General features: G+C 72.4%; 21 protein-coding genes, 1 tRNA gene and 2 pseudogenes. 11 read left to right on the forward strand and 13 right to left on the reverse strand.

Annotated features, from left to right (window positions below; translation table 11 throughout):
• Positions 1 to 3: 3 nt before the first annotated feature.
• The 5 genes from LO772_RS08380 to LO772_RS08400 form a co-directional block, all read right to left on the reverse strand.
• A complete protein-coding gene (locus LO772_RS08380; protein WP_231777752.1) occupies positions 4 to 1,764 on the reverse strand; it encodes a VirB4 family type IV secretion system protein in 1,761 nt (586 codons plus the stop codon).
• An 89-nt stretch (positions 1,765 to 1,853) separates the two neighbouring features.
• On the reverse strand, positions 1,854 to 2,807 hold the full coding sequence (locus LO772_RS08385; protein WP_231777753.1) for a PrgI family protein: 954 nt from the start codon (positions 2,805 to 2,807) through the stop codon (positions 1,854 to 1,856).
• Positions 2,808 to 2,814: 7 nt separating this feature from the next.
• Positions 2,815 to 4,890: a hypothetical protein gene (locus LO772_RS08390; RefSeq protein WP_231777754.1), complete on the reverse strand. Its 2,076-nt coding sequence runs from the start codon at positions 4,888 to 4,890 to the stop codon at positions 2,815 to 2,817.
• A gap of 11 nt (positions 4,891 to 4,901) precedes the next feature.
• Entirely contained in the window at positions 4,902 to 5,261 is a 360-nt protein-coding gene (locus LO772_RS08395) for a pilin (protein ID WP_231777755.1), read from the reverse strand.
• Between the two features lie 619 nt (positions 5,262 to 5,880).
• Positions 5,881 to 6,651 carry a hypothetical protein gene (locus LO772_RS08400; RefSeq protein WP_231777756.1) on the reverse strand — a complete coding sequence of 257 codons (771 nt, stop codon included), beginning with the start codon at positions 6,649 to 6,651 and terminating at the stop codon, positions 5,881 to 5,883.
• Positions 6,652 to 7,516: 865 nt separating this feature from the next.
• On the opposite strand from LO772_RS08400, the gene LO772_RS08405 reads away from it, so the two are divergent.
• The 7 genes and pseudogenes from LO772_RS08405 to LO772_RS08430 all read left to right on the forward strand — a co-directional run bounded on the left by LO772_RS08405 (position 7,517) and on the right by LO772_RS08430 (position 12,305).
• Positions 7,517 to 8,149, forward strand: coding sequence for a hypothetical protein (locus LO772_RS08405; protein ID WP_231777757.1), 633 nt, complete (start codon positions 7,517 to 7,519; stop codon positions 8,147 to 8,149).
• A complete protein-coding gene (locus tag LO772_RS08410; RefSeq protein ID WP_231777758.1) occupies positions 8,149 to 9,084 on the forward strand; it encodes a TRM11 family SAM-dependent methyltransferase in 936 nt (311 codons plus the stop codon). Before LO772_RS08405 ends, LO772_RS08410 begins: the two co-directional genes overlap by 1 nt.
• Positions 9,081 to 9,605: pseudogene (locus LO772_RS36250) on the forward strand (DNA cytosine methyltransferase); the annotation flags it as partial. The gene LO772_RS08410 and the pseudogene LO772_RS36250, both read left to right, overlap by 4 nt.
• Before the next feature lie 423 nt (positions 9,606 to 10,028).
• Complete coding sequence (locus tag LO772_RS08415) at positions 10,029 to 10,412, forward strand: hypothetical protein (protein ID WP_231777759.1); 384 nt, start codon at positions 10,029 to 10,031, stop codon at positions 10,410 to 10,412.
• Between the two features lie 138 nt (positions 10,413 to 10,550).
• Positions 10,551 to 10,808, forward strand: coding sequence for a helix-turn-helix domain-containing protein (locus LO772_RS08420; protein WP_231777760.1), 258 nt, complete (start codon positions 10,551 to 10,553; stop codon positions 10,806 to 10,808).
• A 102-nt stretch (positions 10,809 to 10,910) separates the two neighbouring features.
• Positions 10,911 to 11,108 (forward strand): hypothetical protein, encoded by a 198-nt coding sequence (locus tag LO772_RS08425; RefSeq protein WP_231777761.1) that lies wholly within the window; start codon positions 10,911 to 10,913, stop codon positions 11,106 to 11,108.
• A 330-nt stretch (positions 11,109 to 11,438) separates the two neighbouring features.
• Complete coding sequence (locus LO772_RS08430) at positions 11,439 to 12,305, forward strand: sunset domain-containing protein (RefSeq protein ID WP_231777762.1); 867 nt, start codon at positions 11,439 to 11,441, stop codon at positions 12,303 to 12,305.
• A 155-nt stretch (positions 12,306 to 12,460) separates the two neighbouring features.
• Here LO772_RS08430 and LO772_RS08435 read toward each other — a convergent pair whose 3' ends face one another.
• The 3 genes from LO772_RS08435 to LO772_RS08445 all read right to left on the reverse strand — a co-directional run bounded on the left by LO772_RS08435 (position 12,461) and on the right by LO772_RS08445 (position 14,897).
• Positions 12,461 to 13,732 carry an IS701 family transposase gene (locus tag LO772_RS08435; protein ID WP_443089445.1) on the reverse strand — a complete coding sequence of 424 codons (1,272 nt, stop codon included), beginning with the start codon at positions 13,730 to 13,732 and terminating at the stop codon, positions 12,461 to 12,463.
• A 202-nt stretch (positions 13,733 to 13,934) separates the two neighbouring features.
• Positions 13,935 to 14,168, reverse strand: coding sequence for a hypothetical protein (locus LO772_RS08440; RefSeq protein WP_231777763.1), 234 nt, complete (start codon positions 14,166 to 14,168; stop codon positions 13,935 to 13,937).
• Between the two features lie 540 nt (positions 14,169 to 14,708).
• Positions 14,709 to 14,897 carry a hypothetical protein gene (locus tag LO772_RS08445; RefSeq protein ID WP_231777764.1) on the reverse strand — a complete coding sequence of 63 codons (189 nt, stop codon included), beginning with the start codon at positions 14,895 to 14,897 and terminating at the stop codon, positions 14,709 to 14,711.
• Between the two features lie 174 nt (positions 14,898 to 15,071).
• Here LO772_RS08445 and LO772_RS08450 point away from each other — a divergent pair, with 174 nt between their 5' ends.
• The 3 genes and pseudogenes from LO772_RS08450 to LO772_RS08460 all read left to right on the forward strand — a co-directional run.
• Positions 15,072 to 16,163: a hypothetical protein gene (locus LO772_RS08450; protein WP_231777765.1), complete on the forward strand. Its 1,092-nt coding sequence runs from the start codon at positions 15,072 to 15,074 to the stop codon at positions 16,161 to 16,163.
• 238 nt (positions 16,164 to 16,401) lie between these two features.
• Positions 16,402 to 16,764 carry a hypothetical protein gene (locus tag LO772_RS08455; RefSeq protein WP_231777766.1) on the forward strand — a complete coding sequence of 121 codons (363 nt, stop codon included), beginning with the start codon at positions 16,402 to 16,404 and terminating at the stop codon, positions 16,762 to 16,764.
• A gap of 259 nt (positions 16,765 to 17,023) precedes the next feature.
• Positions 17,024 to 18,136: pseudogene (locus tag LO772_RS08460) on the forward strand (recombinase family protein); the annotation flags it as partial.
• A 564-nt stretch (positions 18,137 to 18,700) separates the two neighbouring features.
• Here LO772_RS08460 and LO772_RS08465 read toward each other — a convergent pair.
• From LO772_RS08465 to LO772_RS08485, 5 genes are all read right to left on the reverse strand, one after another.
• Positions 18,701 to 18,784 (reverse strand) — tRNA-Leu (locus tag LO772_RS08465).
• Between the two features lie 89 nt (positions 18,785 to 18,873).
• Complete coding sequence (locus tag LO772_RS08470) at positions 18,874 to 19,908, reverse strand: CAP domain-containing protein (protein WP_231777767.1); 1,035 nt, start codon at positions 19,906 to 19,908, stop codon at positions 18,874 to 18,876.
• A gap of 235 nt (positions 19,909 to 20,143) precedes the next feature.
• Positions 20,144 to 21,010 (reverse strand): hypothetical protein, encoded by an 867-nt coding sequence (locus LO772_RS08475; protein ID WP_231777768.1) that lies wholly within the window; start codon positions 21,008 to 21,010, stop codon positions 20,144 to 20,146.
• A gap of 165 nt (positions 21,011 to 21,175) precedes the next feature.
• The gene (locus LO772_RS08480) at positions 21,176 to 22,669 is read right to left on the reverse strand and encodes an MFS transporter (RefSeq protein ID WP_231777769.1); all 1,494 of its coding nucleotides are present in this window, start codon (positions 22,667 to 22,669) and stop codon (positions 21,176 to 21,178) included.
• 477 nt (positions 22,670 to 23,146) lie between these two features.
• Positions 23,147 to 23,527: a nuclear transport factor 2 family protein gene (locus LO772_RS08485; protein ID WP_231777770.1), complete on the reverse strand. Its 381-nt coding sequence runs from the start codon at positions 23,525 to 23,527 to the stop codon at positions 23,147 to 23,149.
• A 181-nt stretch (positions 23,528 to 23,708) separates the two neighbouring features.
• Between LO772_RS08485 and LO772_RS08490 the strand changes: the two genes are divergently transcribed.
• Entirely contained in the window at positions 23,709 to 26,522 is a 2,814-nt protein-coding gene (locus tag LO772_RS08490; protein ID WP_231777771.1) for an AAA family ATPase, read from the forward strand.
• Positions 26,523 to 26,636: the final 114 nt, after the last annotated feature.

Genomic DNA, 26,636 nt, shown 5'->3' on the forward strand with positions numbered 1-26,636 from the left:
CACTTACAGGTCGTCGTCGGTGTCGCCGTATCCGAGACCGCCGAACGGCGTGTCGGCTCCCGGCTCGGACGCGGCGAACTCCAGGCCCCGGCACAGCGCGTCCTCGGCATCCGAGGCCAGCGCGGCGAACGAGGCGCGGTGCGACCCGGCGAGCAGCAGCCCCTCGCCGCGCGGCGCGGACAGCAGGAACTCCGCCTCCCCGGCCGAGAGTCCGAAGGAGTCGGCGACCGCACCGATCGCCTGGGGAGCCTGGCGCATGAGCACCTGCGTGGCCGCGTTGGCGACGACCGCCTGGCCGAGGTCCGAGCCGAGGACGTCGGCGGCGTCCTGGGTGACGACCGCGAGCCCGGCCTGGTGCTTGCGCGCGGCTTTCGCCATGCGGAACAGGAACTTGGCGCCTTCGCCTTCGCGCATCAGCAGCCACGCCTCGTCGACGACGACCAGGCGGCGCCGGCGGTCGCGGGGGTTCGCGACCTGCCCCCACACCGCGTCCAACGTGAGCAGCATCCCGGCGGTCTTCAGCTCATCGGCCAGGTCCCGCAGGTCGAACACGACCAGATGCCCGGTGGGCTGCGTGGTGGTCGGCCCGTCGAACAGCCCGGCCCACGACCCGGTCGTGAACGGCGCCAGCCGCGCCGCGAGATCCCGGCCCGGGGCGGTGCCGTGGGCGTCCAACACGCCTTGCAGGTCGGCGAGATGCGGTGCCGGGCGGGCCCAGGTGCGCGGGTCGGCGGTGATGCCCGCGCCGCGGTAGGCGGCCAGGATCGCGGTGTCGAGTACGGCCCGCTCGCCTGCGGTGACGTCACCGCCGAGCAGGACCGCGAGGACGGTGTGCGCGAACAGCGCGCGGCGGGTCAGCGCGTCCGCCCCGGCCGTCAGCGCGTCGGGCAGGTCGAACGGGTTCAACCTGACGCCGGGCGCGCCGACGCGCACCACCGTCCCGCCGACCGCGTCGGCGAGGCGGGTGTACTCGCCTTCCGGGTCGACGACGAGCGCGTCGACGCCCTGGTAGAGGGACCGCAGCAGGTCGAGTTTCGTCAGGTACGACTTCCCCGCACCGGACCGCGCGAGGGTCACGGAGTTGTGGTTGTCGGCCGCGAACCGGTCCCACAACACCAAAGAGGTCGACGCAGTGTTCGCGCCGTACAGTACCGCCGTGTCGGTGACGCCGCCCGCGACGGGGTCGGCGGGGGGCAGGTCAGGGCTGGTGAACGGGAAGCACGCCGCCAACGCGGCGGTGTCGAACGTGCGGCGCACCCCCAGCAGGTCGAGGCCGAACGGCAGCGTCGTCAACCACCCACGCAACGACCGAAACGTCGCCGGGGCCACCCGCAGCAAGAGCGACTCGGCGACCGCGCGGACCGACGCCAACTCCTCGGCGAGGGTTTCCTCGTCGTCGGCGTGGACGGTCAAGTAGAGGCCGACGGAGAACAACCGGCCTTCGCCGCGTGCGACCCGGTACGCCAGGTCGGCGGCGTCGGCCGCGGCGGCTTCGGTCTCGGGGTCGTCGAGTTTGCCGCGCCCGTACTCCGCCCGCCGCGTCGACTCCAACCGCGCCCGCTGCCGCCGCAACCGCTGCGCCGCGACGGGCACCGGAACCGGGTCGATGTGCACGGTCACGTCCACGCGCCCGGGGTAGGACAGCAGCGGCTCCAGCCAGCCGGGGCTGACCTCGGCGGGGTACCCGGTGACGACGAGGGTGGCGGCGAGCTGGTCGCCGACGGCGACGAACCGGGGGCGGACCTCGACCGCGTCCGGCCCCAACCAGTTTGCGATACCTGAGGATTCGGAGCCAGGGTCGTCGCGGCGCCGACGAACACGGGTACGGCGGAGAAGGGTGCGTGCGAGGCGGGTCACGGTGTTCCTCCGATGACGGTGGGCGGGGTGTGGTCGTGGTGGCTGTCGACCGGGCGGGTGTTCGGGTCCAGGGCGGCGGCCAGGATCGCCGCGGTCTGCCGCGCGTCCAGTGGGCGGACCGCCAGCTCGGCGGCGGCCAAGGCGCGAGCGGCCTCCTGGGCGCGGCCTGCGGCGCGGTCGGCCGCCGCGTGGGTGCGGCCGGGTTCGCGTAGGGCGAGGACGACGCGGCGTTCCAGCAGGTCGCGGCCGTCGGCGAGGCGGTCGAGGAAGTCGGCGTGGTCGAGTGCCGCGTCCTCCAGCGCGGGGTGCGGAAGCCCGCCCGCGCGCTCGCGCAACGCGTGCACGTGGCCGGACAGGTCGACGGGCCGGGCGGTCGCGAGGATCTGCACGGGTCCGGTGGCGGCGTTCAGCCAGCGGGCGAACGCGCCCACGAGGGCGGCCTGTTCCGGGCTGGTGCGCAGGGCGAAGTTGACGGTGCCGCATACCGCGAGCGCCGCCGCGCCGTCCTTGCCGAGCCGCAGGACTCCGGTCTCGTCGACGTCGTCGGCGGGCAGGGCCAAAGGTGCGGGGTCGGGGCCGGCCTGGCGGGTCAGCTCGGGGTCGATCCAGTCGGGGTAGGAGGTCGGGGTGTCGGGGGCGGGGGCGAGGCGTTTGGGGGCGCGGGCGTGCCGGAACACGGCGAGCAGCCACTGGTCCAGGTGCCGCGCGTCGCGGCGGGTGAACCCCGCGACCGTGCCCACGGCGGCGAGGGGTGCGGCGCACGCCAGGTACACCACGCCGGGCACCAGGCTGCGGGTGAGGAGCCACCCGGCCCACAGCAGCAGGAACACGGCGGTGAGCCAGGCGGCCTGGCGGGCGGTGAACGGGCCCAGGATCCGGTCGTCCTGTTCGATCGCGGGGATGCGCACGGGCGCGGTCGCGCCGTCGTCGAGGTAGGGGGGCTGGGTCATCGCGATGTCATCTCCGGTCGGAGTCGGGCCCGGGGTCGGGTGGTTCGAGGGGCAGGCGCAGGGTCATCAGGCGGATCGGACGGTTCCTCGGGCGCGGCGGGAGCGGTGCGGGCTGTGTGACGGCAGGCGGCGGAACCGCACGCCTCGCCGACAGCCCGGGAGGGGAAGCCGCAGCCGCGCCGGGCGCAGGCGGTGCGGGCACCGCGGGCGCGGGGCGCGCGGCGGCCGGGCGTGCGCTGGCCGCGCGCGGCGGGCCGGGCGGGGAAGCGGGCGGTTGCGGCGCGGCAGCGGGACCGCGGCGCGGGGCGGGCCGACCGGAGCCTGCGGGGGCGTTCGCCTCGGGAGCAGGCGTCGCGCCGGCGCCTGCCGTGGTGCTCGCGGCTCCTCGCGCCGTCGGGGCGGTCGCCGCGGGCCGTGTGCGGCGTGTGCCGGACGACGGGTCCGGGGCGGGGCGGGCGGGCGTCGCTTTGGTGGTCTTGCGGCCCGGCCGCCTGGGGTTCGGCGGCGGGGCAGGCGGTGCCGCCCGCGGCGGCGTGCCGCCGGGGGCGGGAGAGTTCGGCACGGGGTGTCGCGGTGGGGCTGCGGGGGCCGGTGGGCCTGCTCCGGGATTTGGGGTGCCCGGCGTGCGGGCTGGTCCCGGCGTCGCGGGGCTGTTGCCGTGCCCGGCCGCGGGTGCGTTGCCCGCACCGCGGCGTCGCGGACCTTGACCACCGCCACCGCCGCCCGGCCCGCGCTGACCGCCGGGTCCGCCTCCACCGGGCCCACGCCTGCCCCCGGGGCCGCCCCGGCGCCGGGGAGCACCCCCGCCACCCCCACCGCCACCCCCGCCTCCTCCATGACGTCGAGGCCCGCCCCGACCGCCTCCACCACCGCCGCCGCGGCGACGGGGCTGGGCCTGGGGCCCGCCACCGCCACCGGGTGCGGGGGCGGGGTTGCGGCGGTTCCTCCACCAGTCGGCGGCCTGGTTGCCGAGGCGCCAGTACATCCACATGCGCATGCCCTGACGGATCACCCCGCCCGAACCCCGCGGTACCGACTGGAAGATGATCCGGGTCGCCCAGGACGGGGTCTTGAACAGGATGTAAAACAAAGCGAGGCCGGCCAGGACCGCGCCGAGGCCGTTCGCGGTGGGGAACCCGAACGGGCTGCCGTCACCCTGCCCATACAACGTCCGCACGCCCACGATCAGCGTGACCGCCTGGGCGAGCTGGATCGCGAGGCAACCGCCGAACGCCCGCCACCACAGCCGCGCCAGGCCCTCGGTCGCCGGTGAGGCGTGGCACGCGAGCGCGAGCGGCGCGCACGCGGCGAGGAGCATCACGAGAGCGGTGCGGACCATGAATCCGATGAGCACCGCGACGACGACGGCGAACTGGACGACGACCAGCAGGAGGAGGAACAGTCCGCCGGTGAGGGGGTTGAAGAGTTCGGAGACCAGGCCGCGGCCGTCGACGCCTTCGCCGAGGATGTCCTGCGCGACGGCGTTGGAGATCGCCACCACGTGGTGCATCAACTCCATGGACGCGGCGGCGACCAGGAACGAGGTGACCAGGCGCGGCCCGATCTGCTTGGCCGCATACCGGGTCTGCACGGACTCGTAGGCCATGATCGTGACGCCGCCCGCGAGGATGAACAGGCCGTAGATTCCGGCGGTGATGGCGAGCGAGGTCTCCCACACGCTGCGGATCGACGGGTTCGCGGACGGGTCCGGCGTCGCGAGGAGGGTCTTGCCGAGCATGTCCAACAGCGGTTGCGCGGCGTCCTCGACGAGTTTGCCGAGCAGCCCGGTGACTGCGTTCACGACCAGGCCGACGATGTTGAAGCCGCCGGGCCCGCCGCCGGACATCCACCCGCCGATGGCGTTGGCCCATTCGCGGGGATCGAACGGATTGAACACCGGGGTGAGCGGGGTGTTCGGATCCACCCCCGGGGCGACAGGCGCGGGAGTCGGTGTGGGGAGGGGCGTGGGCGTCGGATCGGCGTGCGCGGCGGAGCCCGCCGAAATCGACAGCACGAAGGCGAGCGCGGTGACGGCGAGGACCGCGCGGCCGACGCGGGCGCGGGCGTGGGGAGTTCGGGACACGGCCGACCGCCTCACACGACCGGCGGCGGCGCTTCGGGCGCGGTCGGGGTGGTGTCGCCGACGAAGCCCTGGAGGATCTGCAAAATGATCGGGGCGAGGACGGCGAGCATGTAGCCGATCGCGGCGGCCTTCAGCGCGGACTTGGCCTTCTCCACCTCGCCCGGGTCCCCGCCCGCGAGCAGGTACCGCAGCCCGCCGATCGTCAAAAACAGTGTCGCGGTCGCGGCGAGGATCCCGGTGATCCAGTTCCTCGTGTTCTCGATCACCACCGGGATCGAGTTGACCGCGTACGCGGACTGGACGTCCGCGAGGGCCAGCAGCACCGCGGCGGGCACGGTCGGCCACAGCACGCGGCGGAAGCGAAGTCGCATGCGCGGAATGCGCGGGCGGCGTCGGAACGGGCGCAGTCGGGTCACCTGGATCGGCCTCCTCGACGCGGCAAGGCCGCGGGAATCACGAGCGGGATGAAAGGGAGCGGGCCCCCGGGGCACGGAGATGCGCGGGTCCGGTGTCGGGGCGGGTTGCGGAGTGCGGTCCGGGGGCGGGCTGGCCTCGGGCGCCGGACCTCCTCTCAGAGGGGCGGCGTGCGGCGGCGGCTCGGGTGTCAGCGCGAACCAGGACACCCGCCCCCGGAGCCGGGACCACCACGGGCCCCGGCACCGGAGAAGCGACCGGCCGCCCGTACGGGGAGGGATGGAGGCGGGCCCGGAAGCGGCCGGTCACCTATAACGGAGGATTTCGAGGCCCGAAACGACACCGGCACCCGAAATCCGTGTCCGTCGTTATCGGATCGTGTCGTTGGACAGCGGACCCGGTCGTGCGGGATTCCTCGCCGGCGAACCTGGTCGCATGAGGTGAACATGCCTGGTCTTGCCGGGTGTTGCCGTACTCGCGGGGCGGATGTGTCGGGGCCCGCGCCGAACCGTCGTCTTATCAACGCCGTAAGGACGTCCGTCCACGCGGCAGGGACTTCCCCGGGGCGGACAGGGATCAGACGCGGTGGTCGCGCAGGGCCTGGGCCAGGCGTCGTTCGGCGCGCTTGCGGCGGCGCTGCACCCGCCGCGACGTCTGGCCGCACGCCGCCGCCAGCGGCGCGCACCCCGCCGCCCCCAGCCGGGTCTCGCCGATCAGGTCGCGCTCGCCCGCGTCCAGGACGCCGGCGCGGACCGCGCGGTCCAGGACCAGGTCCGGGTGCCCGGCCGGAGCCCGGCCCGCGAGCATACGGTCGCCGGGGAACACGCCGCCGAGCAGCGGCGCTTCCCAGGCGGCGAGGGTGCGGTGCCGGTGCGCCCACGCCTGCCCCGCCCGGTCCGCCGCGCGCAGCAGCCGCCGCGCGATCTGCGGCGTGCCGGTGTCCAGGGTGTGCGCGGCCGTCAGGAACGCGGCCAGCAGCTCCTGCTGCACATCGTCGCGGTCGTCCGGATCCAGGCGGCCGAACCGCCGCTCAGTACGCCGCAACCCCGGCAACGCCAACCCGGCCGCCGCCACCGCCCACGCCGCCTCCTGGGCCCGCACACGACCGATCACCTGCGACCACACCCGGTCCGCCCACCCGGCCGGGGCGGGCGAACGGCCCGGCAGCACACCCCGCGCCGCCAGGTCACCGACCGGCGTGAGGCCGCCGTCCAACGGCAGCGCCAGCGGCGCTGGTTCGGCGGCCAACACGGCGAACGCGGCCTCCAGGTGCGCGAACGGCGGCCTCGGCGACACCCCGCCGCTCACGGACGGGGCGAACGAACCGGAAGACAGGACACGGGACATGGGCCGGCTCCTCAAGGACGAGGCGGACAGGGAAGCCCCAGGCCGCCATCCCGGCCTGCCAGCTGCGCGCCGGTCCCCGGCCACCTCCCGGCCACCCGCCGACCACCCGCCAGCCGGTCGCCCACCGACAGCCGCTCCGCCCCGCACACCGCAGCACCGCACCCCACCACCGGGCACACCGATGCTGCGGCCCGGTACGGCACGGCACGGCACCCGACGCGGCCGTACCCCGCAACCGGCGCAACCGGCCGACAAGTGGCCGGCAACTGGTCAACCAGGCTGTGCAACGCGCGCTGGCCTGCGCGAACGCCACGCCCGCAGGCGCGTCCGTTGCAGCGGGACCCGCCGGCGCGCAACCGGCCGGCAGGTGGCCAACCAGGTCGTACAGCCCGGGCGACCCGCGCAGACGCCCGCGCCGCACCGGGCAGGACCCCTACGGCGCACGGGCCGCGCACACCTGCAGGAGAAGCACGAACGAACTCGGAGGAACCGCAAACCGGTCCGCGCGGCCGAGAGACACGCTTGTCCTCGGACGGCGGACTCGGCCGGGCCGGTGCCGGCCCGCGCGGGCCGGGTCGGTCGGCACACGACCTTGTCGTTCGCTTACGGCGCCGATGGCCGACGGCTCGACGCGGGCCCGGCGCAGCCGTCTCATGGGGGCAGCCACCCGGCGACACCCAGCACGTTCACCCCATACGACCAGGCCCCGTCGGCACGAAAACCCGCATGACCGCCTTCGCCGCCCAACGACACGATTCGATAACAACGAGGAATTCCCGCGGCGGCAGGTGTCGTTTCCAGGCCGCGGATCCTCCGTTATAGGTAGTCAGCGCGAACCGGCACGACCCTCGGGCCCGACCTGCCCATGCCCCAGCCCACCGCCACACCCGAACCCCCCGACCCCGCCCACCGGCTCGACGTCCCCGTCACCGTCTGGCTCGCCCCACGCACCCCCGACACCACCCCCCGGCAACACGCCCCCGACAGCGACGCGTTCGCGCTGCCGAGCTGGGCGCTCTCCCGCCTCGCAGGCGTCTACGCCTCCGGCAGCGGACGGCTGCGGCTGTGGCGCCCGGCCGCGGACGGCCCCCTCGCCCTGCCCCGCTGGGCCGACGCGACGGCCGGGATCATCGTCGACCTCACCAATGCGCCCCTGCCGGGCGATCCCCGCGCGGTCGCGGTGCTCCACACCGCCGCCGAGACACTGCCGCCCGGCGCCTGGCTGTTCACCGTGACCGCGTCCGACCCGGACACCGCCGAGGAGACCTGCGGCCCGGTCGTCCGCGCCGCCGGGGCCCTCGGCCTCGCCTACATCCAGCACCTGATCGTGGTCAACGGCCACGCCGACGGCGACCGCATCGTCCCCCATCCCGGCAACGCCCCCGCCCCCGTCTCGCGCACCCGCCGGTCGGTCCCCGCGCCGGGGCACGCGCCGGTCCACACCGACCTGCTCGTCTTCCGGGCCCCCGCGCCCGACACCCCGTCAGGAGCCCGCTAATGGACGTCAGTTCCGTGAAGGGGCCGTGCTCGGTGTGGGCCACCGCGCAGCGCAACGCCCCCGCCCAACGCCGGGGACGCTACACCCGCGCCTCCACCGCGCACCCCGCCAAAATGCTCCCCGCCATCGCCGCCCACGCCATCACCACCTACACCCGACCTGGAGACTGGGTCCTCGACCCGATGTGCGGCACCGGCACCACCCTCGTCGAAGCCGCCCACGCCGGCCGCAACGGACTCGGCATCGAATACGAGCCCAGATGGGCCCAGGCCGCCGCCGAGAACCTCGCCCTCGCCGAACGCAGCGGCGCCCCCGGACACGGCCAGATCCTCATCGGCGACGCCCGATCGCTGCCCACCGTCATCCCACCCGAGTTGCACGGCCGGTTCGCGCTGGTGGTCACCTCGCCCCCGTACGGCGCGTCCGTCCACGGCCGGGTCCGCTCGACCCGCGACAGCGGCGAACCCGGCGTCCACAAATTCAACGACGCCTACGGCACCGACCGGGCCAACCTCGCCCACCAGCCCCTCGCCCGGCTCCTCGACGGATTCACCGACATCCTCACTGGTTGCGCTGCTGTGCTGCGCCCGGGCGGACACGTCGTCGTCACCACCCGCCCGTGGCGGCGCGGCGGAGAGCTGATCGACCTGCCCGGCCTGGCCGCCGCATGCGGACAGGCCGCCGGACTGGTCTTCGAGGAGCGGTGCGTCGCGCTCCTCGCCGCGATCCGCGACGGCGAACTCATCCCCCGTCCCTCGTTCTTCGCCCTCCACAACGCCCGCACCGCCGCCCAGGCCGGCAACCCCCAAGCCGTGATCGTGCACGAGGACGTCCTCATACTGGCCAAGGTCGCGCTTCCCGGAAGTTCCCGTGAACCCAAGGGTGTTCAGGCCAAGCCCGATGGGCCCCAACCGCGCGCGGCGGTGCCGCGATGATCTCGCACAGCGCGCGTCGGCACCGGCGCGGGAGTGCCCGGTCCCTGTCGGTGGGCTCGCTATGCACGGGCTATGGGGGACTCGACCTCGCCGTCGCGGAGCTGTTCCCCACCGCGACGTGGGCCTGGTGCGCCGACGACGACAAGCACATCTCCGCGGTGATCGCCGAGAGGTTCCCCGGGGCGCCGAACCTCGGCGACATCCGCACTGTCGACTGGCCGCACATCGCCGCCACCGCGCCGGTGGACATCGTCACCGCCGGGTTCCCCTGCCAGGACATTTCGCTCGCCGGAACAGGAGGAGGGATCGCCCATGGCACGCGCAGCGGACTGTGGTTCACCGTCCTGGACGCCGTTCGCGCGCTTCGCCCCGGCCTCCTGGTCGTGGAGAACGTCGCCGCCCTGCGACGGCGAGGACTCGACACCGTCCTCGCCGGACTGGCCGAAACGGGGTATGACGCGCAGTGGACGAGCGTACGCGCCTGCGACGTCGGGGCGCCGCACCAAAGGGCGCGGTGTTTCCTCACCGCGTGGCCCGCACCGCACCGGCCGCAGGCTGCCCACGCCTCTTGCCCGGGACGCGTACGGACCGGCGCAGCGCGACGACCTGCCCACCGTGATCACCACCATCGCCACGCACCCCGCCACCGCACCCACGGGCACGGGCACGGCCCGTCCATGCCCCCTCGGGAGGCGTTCCTTTCGCCCCGGCACTGCTCCTCACCCCCACCGCGAACCTCGGCCGAAACGGCGGCAGCCAACCACCCGCCAAACGCCGCACGGCCGGCCACGGACCGACCCTGGCCGACCAACTCGAACACTGGAACCCGACCGACCGCCCCACGGGCGGCCCGTGACCACGGCCACGGGCGCGCAGGAGCGGCTGCTGCCCACCCCGACCGCCAGCGAGGCCGCCAAAGGCTCACCGCGCCAACGCGGCGGGCTGTGCAGCGCACTCACCCCCGACCCCCCGAAACCCCGCACCCGACGGACACCCCCGCCCAGGCCGCATGGGACTGGGGACCCTACGAGGCCGCCGTCACCCGCTGGGCCGACCTGACCGGGCAGGCGCCCCCGCACCCCGTCCTCCCCGGGCCCCGCGGCAAACCGCGCCTGAACCCCGCCTTCGTCGAATGGATGATGGGCCTGTCCACCGACCCGGGCTGGGTCACCGCCGTCCCCGGCATCCCCCGCGGCGCGCAACTCCGCGCCCTCGGCAACGGCGTCGTCCCCCAACAAGCCCTCCACGCCCTCCGCGAACTCGCCGCCGACACCACCGCCACCGGCGCGACCAACCTCCTCACCCGCCATGTCGCCGCGACGACATAGCCGCGCCCGTACCCGGCACAGCGCCCACCGGCCCCGGCCACCGCCGCACGGCCACCCCGAAACCACACCGGACGCACCACACAGACGCACCACCGCACCAACGCACACCACACCCACACAGAAGAAAGAGGTAGCACCGTGAACTACACCGACGACACCGCCGCCTGGACCGAGCCCGACCTCACCACCGACACCACCGTGGTCGTCGAGCCCGGCCGCCCGCTGCTGCTCACCCCGGACGAGGCCGGCGCCCTGGTGCGCCGCAGCGGCAACTGGATGCGCCGCAAGGCCACCGCCGGCGAGATCCCCTGCACCGTGCTGGGCCGCACCGTCCTGTTCTCCTACACCGACCTCGACGACCTCATCGTCATCCACCACCGACCCGCAACCACCTGACCCACGCTCCGGCAGCCGCCGGACCCGAAAGCCGCCGCGCCCGGCAACCGCCGGGCGCGGCGGCCCCCTTCACCACCGAGCCCCGCCGTCATCGAGGACGCCGTGTCCGACACCCCGCCCCGCATCCGCCTCCCCGACCACGACCCGCCGCTGAACGCCGAGACCGCCCGGCTGCTGCTGCGCATGCTCACCGCCGTCGCCGCCCACCGCACCGGCCACGACACCGCCCCCGACCCCGCCGCCCCGCCGCCCGAACCAGCCCCGAGACCACCCGACGGCGGACTGGAGTCGAGCGGCTGAGTCGAGGTACGACGGGCGACGTCCCAGCCCCCGACGAAAGCCCGGCCCGTGACCCCCACACCCCCCGAACCCCGCCACCACCCCGGACCCGGCACCCCCGCGGTTCGCGTTCGCCGGACGCGTCTCCACCGAGGACCACCAAGACCCCGAAGCGTCACGCGACTGGTAACCCGCCCGCGTACAAGCCTGCATCGCCCGCGTCGGCCACGCCGTCACTGCCGAGTACTTCGACATCTCCCGCATCCGCGCCCTGTCCCAGGGCAACACCAACCCCGCCCCTGACGGTCCCCGTGGTGAAGGCGGCGTGGCCGCGTCGATAGTGTGCGGGACGTGGATGCGCGTATCCGGGAACTCGCCGAGAATTCTCCCAACTTCGGTTACCTGTTGGAGATTTCGCCGAAGCTCGTGGCGTACGGGACACGCGCCGAGGTGTTCCTGGCTGACGAGCCGGGCGACGCGATGATCAAGTGCCGGCAGTTCCTCGAAGAACTCGTTCGAGTTGTCGTCGTCAAGACCGGAACCGGCCAAGGCGTCGATTCGCTTGGCAAGCGCGTCCAGGCGTTGAGCGACGCGGACGTGGTCAGTCGGCAAGCGGTGCGGCAGATGCGTACTGTCTTGAGATCCGGAAACAAGGCGGTGCACGAAGACTTCGCCGACCCGGACAAGGCAGCCGAGTCAGTGCGTTGCTGCTTCTGGCTGGGCGACTACGTGGCCCGACATGTGTTCGGCGACACCACGCGGCGGTCCCACAGCACACCTGCGGCACGACCTGCCAATCGCGACACCGGCACAGAGGTCCTTACCGCCGTGACCCACACAGCCGCCGAGATCGCAACGATCAAACGCCTGCTGGAATCCATTGACAACCGCATTACCGCAAGCGAACCGGGACCGACGCCCAGCACCCGACCGCGACGCACCACACCCATCGTGGTCGCAGGCATAATCGCGGCAGCGGTGACGGCAATCGCCCTGACCGTCTGGGCCGTCCGTTCGGGAGACGAGCGCACCGGCCCGGAACCCCCGACCGCCCAGGACTGCCCTGCCGCGGTACCGATCAAGGGAAACATCAGCTCAGCGGGCGAACGTATCTACCACCTGCCCGGGGGCTCCTACTACACGCGCACCAACGCCGAACGCTGCTTCGATTCAGCCGCGGACGCCGAATCGGAGGGATTCCGGCCAGCTCGACGTTGAACCGGAACTCCGGCAAGGCGTCAAGCAAGTACCGAAGCCCCGGTTGCCGCGGACGACCTTCCCAAGTCGTCTCCGCCAACCGGAGGTTCGATGTGCGGTGAGTCTGCTCCGGTCTTCCTTGCCAAGACGCCTACTACTCCAGCCGCACTTTGTGATCAGCTGCGGAGTCGTGCCTGGTAATGGGCTTTTCGGGCTCGGGCTTGGTGTTGTCTGCGCCAGTCGGACCAGGCCAGGACGGTTGCCGCGGTCGTTGCCGGGGTGAGGAGTAGGGCGCCGAGCAGGCGGCGGATCTCGTTGACGGTCAGCCTGATCCGGCCGCTGCCGGGGTCGTCGGGTTGTCCGGCTGCGGTGACGGCGAGGATGGCCAGGGCGAGCATCGCGAGGGTGATGTGGCGGTTCCAGGAGCGGTGGTTGCGGACTTGGTAGTGGTCCAGTCCGACGCAGCCTTTCGCGGCCTGGAACAACTCCTCGATGGACCAGCGGGTCCCGGCGACGCGCACCAGCGCGGGCAGCGGGACCGGGTGTGGGGTGAAGCAGCGGTGGAACGCGAGTTCGCCGGTGGTGCGGTTGCGGCGGACGAGGAGTTGGCGGCGGTGTCCGTCGCCGTCGAGGGCGATCCACGCCCAGTGGTAGCGGCGCGGGCCCTTCGCGCCGTCGCCGGCGCTGTGGGTGTGCCACGCGGAGGCCGGCAGCGCGGCGGCGGCCTTGTCCGCCCGGACCGGGGTGCGCCCGCCGTTGATCCGTACCCGGGTCGAGCACGCCACCGCGAGGACGTAGCCGACACCGCGGTCCTCCAACTCGGCGCGGAGGCGGGGGTCTTGGCCGTAGACCTCGTCGCCGGTCACCCATCGCGCCGGCACGCCGGCGTCGAGTGCGGCGGCGAGCATGTCCGCGGCGAGCCGCGGCTTGGTCGCGAACACCGCCTCGGGCGGGATCCCGGCCGCTTCGCGGCGGCCGGGATCGTCGCACCAGCCGTGTTCGGGCAGGTAGAGGCGCCGGTCGATCAGCGCGCGGCCGTGCCGGGAGGCGTAGGCGAGGAACACCCCTACCTGGCAGTTCTCGATCCGTCCGCCGGTTCCGGAGTACTGTCGCTGCACGCCCGCCGAGTGCGCGCCCTTCTTCAGGAAGCCGGTCTCGTCCACGATCAGCACCCCACCGGGGTCGCCGAGGTGTTCGACGACCAGGTCGCGGATGTCGTCGCGGACGCCGTCCTCGTCCCACCGGGCCGAACGCAGCAGCCGCTGCATCGCGTCCGGCCGATGGTGCCCGGCCTGCTCGGCCAGCCACCAGCAGTTCTTCCGCTCCACCGACGACAGCAGCCCGGACACGAACTCCCGCGCCGTCGAACGCGGTTCCACCCGGAAGAACCGACCCGCCACCCGTCCCATCACCTCGTCGAACCGCACGCTCCAGCGATCGACGTCCACTAACCTGTGGCCCGCGGCCACCGCCTGATCAAATCGAGTCCACACACCTCGCCAAGATCACGCGGTGGCCGCACCGGTTCCCGACACCATCACGAAGTGCGGCTGGAGTACTACCCCTGCACGCCGGGCCTACGGTCCGGTGACGGAGAAATAGGCCATGTGAAATTAAATCTACAGGTTGCACGAATGAGACTACGAGACGCTAATTGAACGTCATGCCATTCCAATACCAGGCCAAACCGGCCGAAAATATGATTGCCAAAAGGATGTAGAGAACCTTTTGGCGCGCCTTCTCCAATCCGAATCCCCCATAGACGTAACCGCCGATCAAAGTGATCGCCAGGTAGATGGCTGTCAGAATCATGAATGAGATCGACATGCTGCCCAACTGCAAGTTGACGTCGCCCGTAACGCCGGGCGAGCGACGAGATGACAAGAGACTCCCTGCCCCGGGGTCCGGCAAGGTTCATGGTTGTGTCGGCGTGAGGACGCATCGGCACCTCGTGGGCTCTGTAGGGCCGACGGGTTGAGTCGGCGCGCCACCGATCTGGCTGCCGCCAGGCATGGCCGGTGGCTGCTGATCTGTAGTCAGCTGTGTTATATCCTGGCCTGTTCAGCTCTTGGCGGCGTCTCCATGTCTGGTGGGGTGGGAGTATTGCGCGGGAACACAGGGCGGTCGTGGTCGCAGGGGCTGGCTGGGCGCGCACGCGCGAGTTTGCACGGCCGGCTCGAGCGGGTGCTGGAGCCCGGCGAGAGCGTAGCCGCCGCAGACCTGTACAGGACGAGCCGGGATCTGGATCAGATTCTGAAAGGCCAGGGGACGCGTGTCGAGGTCGTCCTCGCCGACCGAGCCCTCTACGTCATCCCGAAGCAGGATCTCGGCTGATATGGCATCGCCCGGCGGGTCGCCATTACCGCATGCGTCAGCTTCGCGTACGCGGGCGGTTCTGGTACTGCGGTGGTCAAAGCCGACGGGTCACTCGTTTTCAGCACTGACCAGGGCCACACGCATCACATCGAGCGGCAGTACATCGTGGGCGTCCGCTCCGATGAAGGCTCCGAAGGCATCACCGTGGTCATCGGACCGCCTGTCGGGTTGGCGCAGATCTTGGTCTTGCCCGAAGACGAGGACACCAAAGTGTTCCTCGCTCTCGCGGGCTCCCATGAGCAAGCGTCATAGCCCTCAAGGGAATTACTGACAACACAGTGGCGACGGCGCCCTGCCGCCGACTTGTTCGCGGAACGCGAGCCCACTCGGAACGCTACCGGCGTGGGCCGCAGCCGGGACAGTAACGTGCGGCGCGCCCCGCTGCGGGCATCAAGGGGAGGGGAAACAACGATGACGACGGACAGCAAGGTGCTGCGCAGGCTCAGACGCCTGCAAAAGGTCACCGGGGTGACTTGGTTCCTGACGGTCGGAGCGGTGATCGCCTTCTTCATGGCGCTGCCTCCGGACCCAGACGCGTCGATCTGCTACGGAGGTGGCGACGACGCCACCGGAACGTGCAACGGAGTGGAATTCGGCACCGTCACCGTGATGTGGCTCGCTCCGGCGGTCGTGGCCGCAGCGCAAGCGATACGGGCCTGGGCACAGCGCAAAGCACACCGAATCAACGACGCCTTCGTTGCCACGGTGCCGCGGGACCTACGCGAGCACTACGAATTGCATGCCCGCCTCGCCCGCCGGGGAGCGCTCCCGCACAGCGCGTCGACCGCGACCCAGAGCGAACCGACGTCGGAGATCCCGGACCGTCTGCTGGGCTTCACCCGCCATGTCCCTTTGCTTGACAACGGAAGCGGGGTGACCTACACGATCATCAGAGGATCACGCGGACGGCCGGAGTTCCGCTGGTACTTCGACGACGGCATCCCCGCCGACAATCTCATGAGCACGATCCTCGCCCAAGAGCACCTGGCAAACATCGAAACCGAACTCGGCCTACCGGTCTCCTTCCCACACGCCACTCCAGAGGGCAGAGCCGCGGCACGCCGGAAAGCTGAAGACCACCGCCGCACGGTGGAGGCCCTTGAAGAGGCCGCAGACCGCGGCGACCGGCAGGCACTCTTTCAACTCTGGGGCCGCACCGGGGAGCCCGTTTCCGACCCCGCTCAGCTCGAAGTCGGTACGTACTACCACCTGGGGTTCGATCTCGGCCTCTACAGCGGGTGTTTCGAGGGACACAAGTGGCGGGGAACCCCGTCCGAAGACGACGAGGACGACAACGAGTTCGGCGCCTGGTACGAATTCGACCCCGCCGAGAGCACAGTCGCGGCGGGGGTCCGCTTGAGCGCCGACGACATCCGCGGCAGCGCCGACACCGGCAGCCCTGCGCTGCGTTCGCTTCCGGCATCGCAGCAAGAGGCGGCTCGCATGTACCACGAGCGGCACGAGGCCCACATCGCGGCGGATGCCCGGCACCAAACCCGGTAACACCACCGCTCGGCCGCGGACTTATCGGTCTGGGGCGGGCCATTGGGGCGCCCGCCCCCCGCGGCCAATAGCCTGACGGCTACTCGACGCGGGCGAGCAGGCAGCGTCTACCGCGGCCAACCGCGCGGGTCCGCACCGCATCCGCAGGCCGCTGCAACAGTTCGCTGATTCCACACCACGGCACACACTCGACCGCTGCCCGCGCAGGCGGGCGGTTCGGTAGAGGGAGGGGACAACCGTGATCCAGATCAACATCCAGTCCCGGCACCAAGCGGGCCCGGACGACGAGTTGGGGCGCGAGTACTGCGGCTGGGCCGCGGGGATGACCGACCAGGAGACGTACCAGGCGGCACGCGGCTGCTGGAGCCTCGGTCAGCAGGCCGACGGCGAGAAGTTCGCCGTGGTCGTGCACGACAAACTGGTGCGCTGCGTCATCGAGATCGACCACATCGACACCATGCCCAACGGCAAGCGCGCCCTCATCGGCCGCCCCGTCGCCCCCGGGCACCCGTACTACGACCGCTGGTACGGCATGCCCGCGCCCAGCAACCGCGGCGGCGGCTCAATCACCTACGTCGACGACACCACCAAGCCCACCTGACACCCGGGGGGCGGGGCGCCGCAGCGGCGCCCCGCCCCCCGGCCCAGACGGCTGATTCCGATGCGAACGCGGCTTCATCGGATGCCTTCGCCGCATTGGAGGCGGGCACGCTGTCGTTTCGCCCCGCCGGATCCTCCGTAATAAGTAGAGGCTCAAGGGCCGATGCCCCGGCCCCGCACGCGCCCGACCACAGACTGGAGGCTCACCGACGAGTCGAGGTACCACGGGCGCATCCACCACGCATACCGGAGGTGCGACCATGAACACGCCGTCTCTAGACCTGACGCCCCCCGCATCCCTGCGCTTCGCCTTCGCTGGGCGGGTATCCACCGAGGACCACCAAGACCCCGAAGCCTCCCGCAACTGGCAGATCGCCCGCGCCAAAGCCTGCATCGCCCCCACCGGCGGGACCATCGTCGCCGAGTACTTCGACGTCTCCCGCACCCGCGCCCTGCCCTGGCAGCGCCGCCCACGCGCCGCCGAACTCCTGCGGGAACTCGCCAACCCGAACCGGGGCTTCGACGCCGTCGTCATCGGCGAACCGCAACGCGTGTTCTACGGCAACCAGTTCGGCAACACCTTCCCCCTCTTCACCCACTACCAAGTCCCGCTGTGGGTGCCCGAGGTCGGCGGGGCGATCGACCCGCACAACGAAGCCCACGACCTGATCATGACCGTCTTCGGCGGCATGTCCAAAGGCGAACGCAACCGCATCCGCCTCCGCGTCCAAGCCGCGATGGCGGCCCAGGCGAACGTCGAGGGCCGCTACCTCGGCGGACGCCCGCCCTACGGCTACACGCTCGTCGACCTCGGGCCGCACCCGCATCCGGACAAAGCCGCCGACGGACGGCGCCTGCGCGGACTCGCCCCGGACCCCGACGCGTTCTGGGTCGTCATCCGGATCTTCGAGATGTTCCTGCGCGGCGCCGGGATCTACGCCATCGCCGAACACCTCACCGCCGACGACATCCCCTGCCCGTCCGCCCACGACCGCGCCCGCAACCGGCACCGCTCCGGACTCGCATGGTCCAAGAGCGCCGTACGCGCCATCCTGAAGAACCCCCGCTACACCGGCCACCAGGTCTGGAACCGCCAACGCAAAGTCGAGGTGCTGTTGGACGTCCACGACGTCACCCTCGGCCACACCACCAAACTCGTCTGGAACGACGAGAACGACTGGGTCTGGTCCGCCAACCCCGTCCACGAACCCCTCGTCACCCGCGAACTGTGGGACCAGGCCCAGAACCTCCTCGCCAACCCCCAACGCGAGGTGAAGAAACGCACCCGCCGCGCGAAGCACACCTACGTCCTCCAAGGCCGCGTCACCTGCTCCCTGTGCGGACGGAGAATGGAAGGCAACTGGTCCAACGGCCAGGCGTACTACCGCTGCCGCTACGCCGCCGAATACGCCCGCACCAACAACGTCAACCACCCGCTCCAGGTATACGTCCGCGAAGCCGCCGTCCTGCCCACACTCGACAAATGGCTCGCCCGCGCGTTCGCCCCGCACCGCCGCGACGAGACCATCGCACTGATGCTCGCCGAACAGGACACCGACCCGGAAGCGGACGCGGCCGTCACCGCCGCACGGCAGAAGGTCGCCGACGCCGACCGCAAACTCGCCGGATACAAGACCGCCCTCGACGCGGGCGGCGACGCCGCCACCATCGCCGGATGGACCCGCCAGACCACCGCCGAACGCGCCACCGCCCAAGCCGTCATCGACGCATGGCGCCCCCGCCAACCGATGGACGAGACCGAACTACGGACGATGCTCGCCGAACTCGGGGATTGCGCGAACGCCCTCCACGACGCCGACCGGGATGCTAAAAAGGACTTGTACCGGCGCATCGGCGTGACGCTCACATACGCCAAAAATCTCCATACCGTGACCGTCGAGATTGATCCCGACGCCCACGATATGGAGATCTCGTCGTGTCCGAGGGGGGACTTGAACCCCCATGCCCTTGCGGGCACTAGCACCTCAAGCTAGCGCGTCTGCCTATTCCGCCACCCGGACGTGACTGCGGCGGGGCCGCGTTGTCTGGGTTAACGATAGCAAGGTTCGGAGGGTGTCTGCGACGCGGTATTTCGGGGGTGGGTGGGGGGCTAGGTGTAGTGGAGGCCGGGGAGGCGGGTGAGGGGGGTGCCGAAGACCTGGGTCCAGTAGGTGCGGTAGGTGCCGCCGTGGGCGAGGCCGATGCCGATTTGGGTGAGTTCGGGGGTGAGGATGTTCGCGCGGTGGCCGGGGCTGTTCATCCAGCCTTCGACGACCTCGGCGGGGGTGTTCTGGCCTGCGGCGATGTTCTCGGCGACGCGGCTGTAGTCGTAGCCGGTCGCGCGGACGCGGTCGGCGGGTTGGCGGCCGTCGAGGCCGGTGTGGTCGAAGTAGTCGCGGACGGCCATGTCGGCGCTGTGGGCCTGGGCGGCGTCGGTGAGGCGGGGTTCGGGGGTGAGGGCGCCGAGGCCGTGGCGGGCGCGTTCGGCGTTGGTGAGGGCGATGACCTTGGTACGGAGGCGGGTGAGGTCGGAGGCGGGGGTGGGAGGTGGGGCTGTGGGGACGGGTGGGGCGGTGCGGGGGGCGGGTGGGCGTGCGGTGAAGGGGTTGGTGCCGTCGGGGGTGAGGGTGGGCGGGGAGGCGGCGAGGGAGGGGGCCGGGGCCGGTTCGTCGATGACGTCGACGCCGAAGTCGCGGGCGATTCCGGCCAGGCCCTCGGCGTAGCCCTGGCCGAGGGCGCGGATCTTCCACGCGCCGCCTCGGGCGTACAGCTCGGCGAGGAGCAGCACGCGCTCGTGCGTGACCGGGTGCGGGGTGAAGCCGGCCAGCACGGTGCCGCGCGGGTCGGTGACGGTGAGTGACGGGGTGGGCAGCGAGCCGAGCCGGGCGGCGGGGTCGGCGGGGCTGACGACGAGGGTGACGCGGGTCGCGCCCGCGCGCAGGGCGTGCGGGGTGACGGACGCGGTGTCGCCGTCGAGGCGTACGCCCGGCGCGGTGGTCTGGTTGAAGAACACGAAGTCGGCGTCGCCGCGCACACGCCCGCTGTCGTCGGTGACGAGGAGGGACAGGTCGAAGGGGCCGGGAACGCGCAGCGTGACGCCGCCGTCGGGTAGCGGGCGGTTCGCGCCGGGGGCCAGATTGGTCATCGTCCCTCGCTTGGTGGTCCGGGTCTGGGGTGACGGTGACGGCGACGGTACGCCGGATCGGGTCGCGTCGCCGAAGACGGCGAACGGACAACGCGCGAGAGGGGCGAGAGGTTCGAAGGGCTTCCGGCGCGATGGAGGGCGGGCAGCGGATGTGCCCGCCGCTGCGCGGGGCAAGGCGGCGGGCACATCGGGCCGTTCGTGAAGTCGTGGTGGTGGTACGGGTGGTGACGCGGCGTCAACCGGTGGGCTGCGCCGGACGGATCGCCGGGTCCATGAGCGCCGGGATGCCGCCGCTCGGCCACTCGTCCATGACCTGGGCGAGCGCCGGGTGCACCGCCCACATCTGTTCGCGCGTCACCGGCCCGGGGAACGCGGCGTGCTGACGGGCCCTCACGTAGTCGAACAGCCTGCGCAGCAGGGGCGTGCCGCCGGTCTCCCACAGTTCGTCGGCCGCGAGGGTCAGGTGGAAGAAGTACCAGGCGTAGTTGAACAGGCTGTGCTCCAGGGCCTGTCGCATGTCGCCGAGGGCGCGGTGGCGCAGCGACTCGAGCGGCATGTCGTAGACCACCGTGGTCAGCGCGTGCATCGCCGGCAGCATGTCGGGTTCCATCTCGTTGAGATAGCCGACCATGCCCAGGTTCGCGTGCAGTTCGACGAGCCACAGGTCCGGGTACGAGTTCCAGTCCTGCTGGTGGTAGAGGTGGGTCAGTTCGTGGACGTGGATCGCGTCGTAGTACGGGAGCAGCGACGCCGGATCGCCGTACTCCTCGCGGAGGTTCGCCGCCGTGGCCGCGCTCAGGTGCGGGGCGAACGACGCCAACTGCTCGCGGTAGAACGGTGCCTCCCCCGCGCCGACGGCGATCTCGTGGTCGTGGGCGTGCGGCATGCCGTACAGCGGCATCGAGGTGACGGCATGCCAGTCCCGCTCGTCGACGACGTTGAGCCGCAGCGTGGGGCTGAAGTGGAGGGCGTCGGTCATCCAGGCCAGGACCCGTTCGGTGCGGGCGGCGAGCTCGTCCGCGCGTGCTTCCGCTCCGGCGCTCGCGCGCACCGGGAAGGGGTATCCGGGGACCGAGATCAGTCGAACTTCGGTGCGCTCCATGCCGGACCTCCCGGGCGGAAGTGGGGTGCGACGGATTGGCGGGTGGGGCCTGCGGATGGTGGTGCGGGTGAGGCGGCCCACGGGGGGCCATGGAAGGGATCGGTCAAATCCAGACTAACTCGCTCTGAATTCGCGCCACATAAGTACTTTTGCGTGACCGTTCGATCACACGTCGGCCGTCTCGGGCGCCTCCGCCGGCCGCGGCAGCCGTTGGACGAGCAGCGCCGTCCCCGTGCAGCAGGCCACCAGCGGGATCAGCGCCCACGTGAACGCGTGCGCGTAGTCGTTCGGCGACGCACCGGAGTCGAGTGCGCCGTAGAACACGATGCCGATCAGCGCGACCCCGAGCGCGTTGCCGACCTGCTGCGCGGTGTTCAGCACACCCGACGCAGCCGCCGCGTAGCGCGCCGTCACACCCGCGAGGACGACCGCCGACATCGGGGCCAGCGCGACGCCCATCCCCAGCCCCGAGACGACCAGCCCGGGCACCAGCAGGCCCACCGACCCGGTCACCCCGGTCGCGGCCACGGTCGCCGCGAGAATCCCATAGCCCACCGCGGTCAACAGCGCACCGAGAGCGATCGTCTGGCGGCCGAGCCGCGCGGTGATCCTGGTGGCCTGCGTCGCACCCGCGAAATAGCCGGCGCCGAGCGTCACGAACAGCAGCCCCGAGTCGAGGGCGCTCATGCCGTGCCCCATCTGCAGGTACAGCGCGAGCACCAGGAAGAACGACGCCGTCGTGAGCTGGTACGCGAGCACCACGCCGAGCCCCGCGGAGAACGACCGCTCGCGGAACATCGCGAGGTCGACCAGCGGGGCACCGCTCCGCCGCCGCAGCCGGTGCTGGTGTGCGACAAAGCCGCCGAGCAGGACGGGGCCCGCGGCCAGCGACAGCCACGTCCACAGCGGCCAGCCCTGTTCTCGGCCCTGCACCAGCGGCAGGACGACGGCCACCATCGCCGCGGTGACGAGGACGACGCCCCCGACGTCCAGACGCGTGCCTCCGCTGCCGCGCGACTCGGGGACCAGCCGCCGCGTGAGCAGCAGCGCGGCGACGCCCACCGGGACGTTGATCCAGTAGATGCTGCGCCAATCCATCCCGAAGAGATCGATTTCGATCAACCCGCCGCCGATGAGCTGGCCGAACACGCCCGCGAGCCCGATGGTCAGGCTGTACGCGACGAACGCCCGGGCCCGCGTCGCGCCGGTGTAGACGATGTTCACGATGCCGAGCACCTGCGGCATGAGCAGGGCCGCCGAGGCGCCTTGCACCACGCGCGCGGCGATCAGCGCCTCCGGGTTCCCGGCCAGCCCGCACGCGGCGGACGAGACGGTGAACAGGGCCATCCCGACCATGTACATGCGGCGTCGTCCGAGGATGTCCCCGAGCCGTCCGGCCGTGATCAGCAGGGCGGCCAGCGCGAGCCCGTAGCCGGCGACGACCCACTGGATCGCGGCGGCGCTCGCTCCGAGGTCGGACTGCGTCGCGGGGATCGCGACGTTGACGATGAAGAAGTCGAGCGTGGTGATGAATACGCCCGCGAGCAGGACCACCAGCGGTCCCCACGACGGGCGTTCGGGCTCGATGTCGGTGCGCGTCCCCCCGACGTCGGGCGCAACGGGGATGGTGTCGCCGGGAGTTGCCGTGGTCGTGGACATGGGAGTGTGCCTTTCGGTACGGAGTGCGTGGAGGCGCGCGTACGGGGGATACGCACGGCCGCTGACGGTTCGCCACGAGCGGTCATTGCGCGATCCCTCACGGTGAGACAACAGGGGAGTTCGGGTGCGACAGGCACCACCGCGCGTAAGCCGCGGCGAAGTTCGCGCGGCGCGGTATCCCGTTGGCGCCGACGCGGCGTGCGCCACGGCGAACGCGCAGCGCGGGCACACGGGCACGCGGGCCGTCGGAAGCCGGCTCCGCGCTCGTGGGCGGCGAGGGGTGGGAACGCACCGTGCCCAGGCGCGGGGCCCACCCGCGCGACCGCGCTACGGCACGAGCACCCGCCAGCACCACGCGCCCCGGAAACCTCAGCACGGATACAAGCGCGCCCCCCGCATCAGCCCCACCGCGAGCGCCCACGCGACCGGCCGCGGGGGCGCGCGCCCGAGACGGCGCGCGCCACCCGCGTCGGAGGCTCAGCTCCCGGTCGGGACCTTGTCGAGGAACCCGTGCACCGTCCGGATCCGTCCGTCCTCGGCCAGCACCGCGACGTCGAAGCCGATCGCGAGCGCCTCGCCGCCCTCGGGGCCGAGGTGCCACGTGAAGCGCACCAGGTTGTGGTGGCCGTCGACGGGCCCGGCGAGGGTGAAGGTCAGGCCGGGGAACTCGTTCCGCACCGCCCCGACGACCATGTCGACGGCGTCGCGGCCGGCCACGTCGGCCAGCGGGTCGGTGTACGCGGCGTCCTCGGTGAACGCGGCTTCGGCGAGGGCGCGGCGCCGGACCGGGTCGGGCTCGTTCCACACCGCGAGGTAGCGCTCGACTGCGGCGGCGTAATCGGTGGTCGTGGCGGTCATGGCGGCCATCCTTCGTCTCGTGTCCTGCTCGGTATCGCGGGCGTTTCCGCTGGTCATGAAGCTACGAGGGATCACGCGGACGGGAATCGGTCACGCATCGGTACTTGTCCGCCGGGTCCGGCACGCCTATCGGTCACCCGGCCCGGCCGCCGTACCGTCGGCACTCGGTAACGTTCCCCGCATGGTGTACGGAAGAGCCGACGAGCGGGCCGCCGTCGAGTCCCTGCTCGCCGACGCGCGCGACGTCGGCACCAGCGGGGTCCTCGTCGTCCGCGGTGAGCCCGGGATCGGGAAGACCGCGCTGCTCGACCACGCGGCGGCCGGCGCGACGGCGCACGGCGTACCGGTGGTGCGCGCGACGAGTGCGGAGTTCGAGGCCGAGCTGCCGTACGCCGGTCTGAGCCTCCTCCTGCGCCCCGCACTCGCGCACACCGGCGCACTCCCCGAACCGCAGCGCCGCGCCCTCGACGCGGCACTCGGCCTGGCCGCCGGCACCGCGCCGGAGCCGATGTTCGTCGGCCTGGCCGTGCTGTCGCTGCTGTCGGAGTACGCGGGCGACGGGCCGCTGCTGTGTGTGCTCGACGACGCGCAGTGGCTCGACCGGGTCTCGCGCGACGCCCTGGTGTTCGCGGCCCGCCGGCTGCACGCCGAGGGCATCGTCATGCTCTTCGGCGCGCGCGACGGCGAGGGGGCCTTCCCCGCACCGGGATTGCCCGAGCTGCGGTTGCACGGCCTGCCGCCCGCGGAGGCCGGCGCACTGCTCGACGCGCACGCCCCCGACCTCACGCCGACCGCCCGCTTCCGCGTACTCGCCGAGGCGCACGGCAACCCGCTCGCGCTGCTCGAACTCCCCGTGGCCCTCACCGAGCACAGCGGCTCGGCGGTGTTCCAGCCGGGTGCGCTGCCGCTGACCAGCCGACTGCAACTCGCCTTCCACGGCCAGGTCAGCCGACTGCCCGAGGCCACCCAGACGCTCCTGCTGCTCGCCGCCCTCGACGACTCGGGGGATCTCGGCGTCGTACTGCGCGCCGGAGCGCGGCTCGGCGCCTCCGCGCCGGATCTCGAACCGGCGCGCGCCGCCGGGCTCCTGCGCCTGGCCGAGCCCGGCGCGCCCGACCGGCTCGACGCCGGGACGGCGGGATTCCGCCACCCGCTGATCCGCACCGCCGTACGCCGACGCGCCCCGCTGGACCGCCGCCTGGCCGCACACCGCGCACTCGCCGACGCACTCGACGCCCCCGACCAGGCCGACCGGCGCGCGTGGCAGCTCGCCGCCGCGGCGACCGGCCCCGACGACGACGCCGCCGACGCACTCGACCGCACCGCCGACCGGGCCCGGGAACGCGGCGGGTACGCGGCAGCCGCCCGCGCCTACGAGCTCGCGTCCCGCCTGACCACCGACCAACCCGGCCGGGTCCGCCGCCTCGCCCTCGCCGCGCAGTGGGCGTCCGAGGCCGGAGACCTCGACCAGGCCCGCGACTTCGCGATCCGCTGCGCACCCGACGCCCACGACCCGCGCGTACGCGCGACCCTCGCCCTCGTCCACGGCCTCGCCGACTTCTGGCAGGGCGCGTTCCCCACATCGCACAAGACCCTGGTCGCCGGAGCCGACGACGTCGCCCCCCACTCCCCCGGCCACGCGGCACGCCTGCTCATCGACGCCACCCACACCGCCTGGTACCTCGGCGAACACGAAGTCGACGCCACCTTGGGCCGGTTGGCGGCGCTCAAGCTCGCCGACGACGACCCGGTCACGCCCGTCGCGCACTACCTCGTCGCGTGCCTGTACGACGCGCCGCGCCACACCGAGCCCGTCGCACCCCCGCGGCTCGCCGACACCGTCGCCGCCGCCCGCGCCGCCGGCGGCGTGGACGCCCGCGCGCTCCAACTCCTGTGCGGCGTCGCCCTCACCCAGGGCTACGACACCGACGCCCACGACCTGGCCGCCGAACTCGCCGCCGACAGCCGGCGCCGAGGCGGCGTCGGACGCCTGCCGACGCTGCTGTTCTTCCAAGTGGAAGCCGAGGTCTTCGACAACCGGTACGCGGACGCGCTCGCCACCGCGAGCGAAGCCCTCGCCTTCGCCCGCGACACCGGACAGCAGCAGTGGGTCAGCCAGTTCCACAGTGTCCTCGCCCTCCTGCGCGCCGCCGAAGGCGACGAGGAAGCCTGCCGCGACGCGGCCGACGCGGCCCTGCGCACCGGCGTCGGCACCGCCATGGCACCGGGAACTCCCTGGGCCTACTGGGCACTCGGCCTGCTCGACCTGGGCCTCGGCCGCGCCGGTGCCGCCCTCGCGCGCCTGGAGCAGCTCACCCGCGAACCGCTGCGCCACCACATCTGCGCGAGCCGCAGCACACCCGATCTCGTCGAGGCAGCCGTCCGCGTCGGCGAACCCGAGCGCGCCGCCGAGCAGTTCGCGCGGTTCCAGGTCTGGGCGCAGCGCGTCCGGCAGCCGTGGGCGGACGCCGTCGTGCTGCGCTGCCGGGCGATGATGGCCGCCGGCGGCAACGGCGGCCCCGACACCCGCACGTCGCCCGACACCGTGGAAGACCTGTGGACGCGCGCCCTCGCCCGGCACGACCCGGAGCGCCGCCCGATGGAACACGCGCGTACCGCGCTGCTGTACGGCGAATGGCTGCGCCGCGGGCGGCGCAAGACCGAGGCGCGCGAGCATCTGCGGTCCGCCCTGGAGGAGTTCGAGCGGCTGGGCGCCCGGCCCTGGGCCGAGCGGGCACGGACCGAACTGGACGCCACCGGAACCGGCACGGCCCGTCCCGCCGACGCCTCCCCCACGGGCGCCGCGGCCGTTCTGACGCCGCAGGAACTCCAGATCACGCGGCTCGCGGCGCAGGGCCTGTCCAATCGCGACATCGCCGCCCAACTGTTCCTGAGCCCGCGTACCGTCGGACACCACCTGTACAAGGCGTATCCGAAGCTCGGCATCGTCTCCCGCACCGAACTCGCGGGAATCCCGGACCTGGCGGGCGGGTGACCGGACGACGCGGCCCGGACGCGCGGGCGGTTGCGCGTCGGCACCGCGGAAGTCACCAGGGGCGACGGCGACCTGACGGAAAGTCATCGAACCGCCACCCCGGAACGAACGCTC

It is taken from the genome of Yinghuangia sp. ASG 101, assembly GCF_021165735.1.
Taxonomy (GTDB): domain Bacteria; phylum Actinomycetota; class Actinomycetes; order Streptomycetales; family Streptomycetaceae; genus Yinghuangia.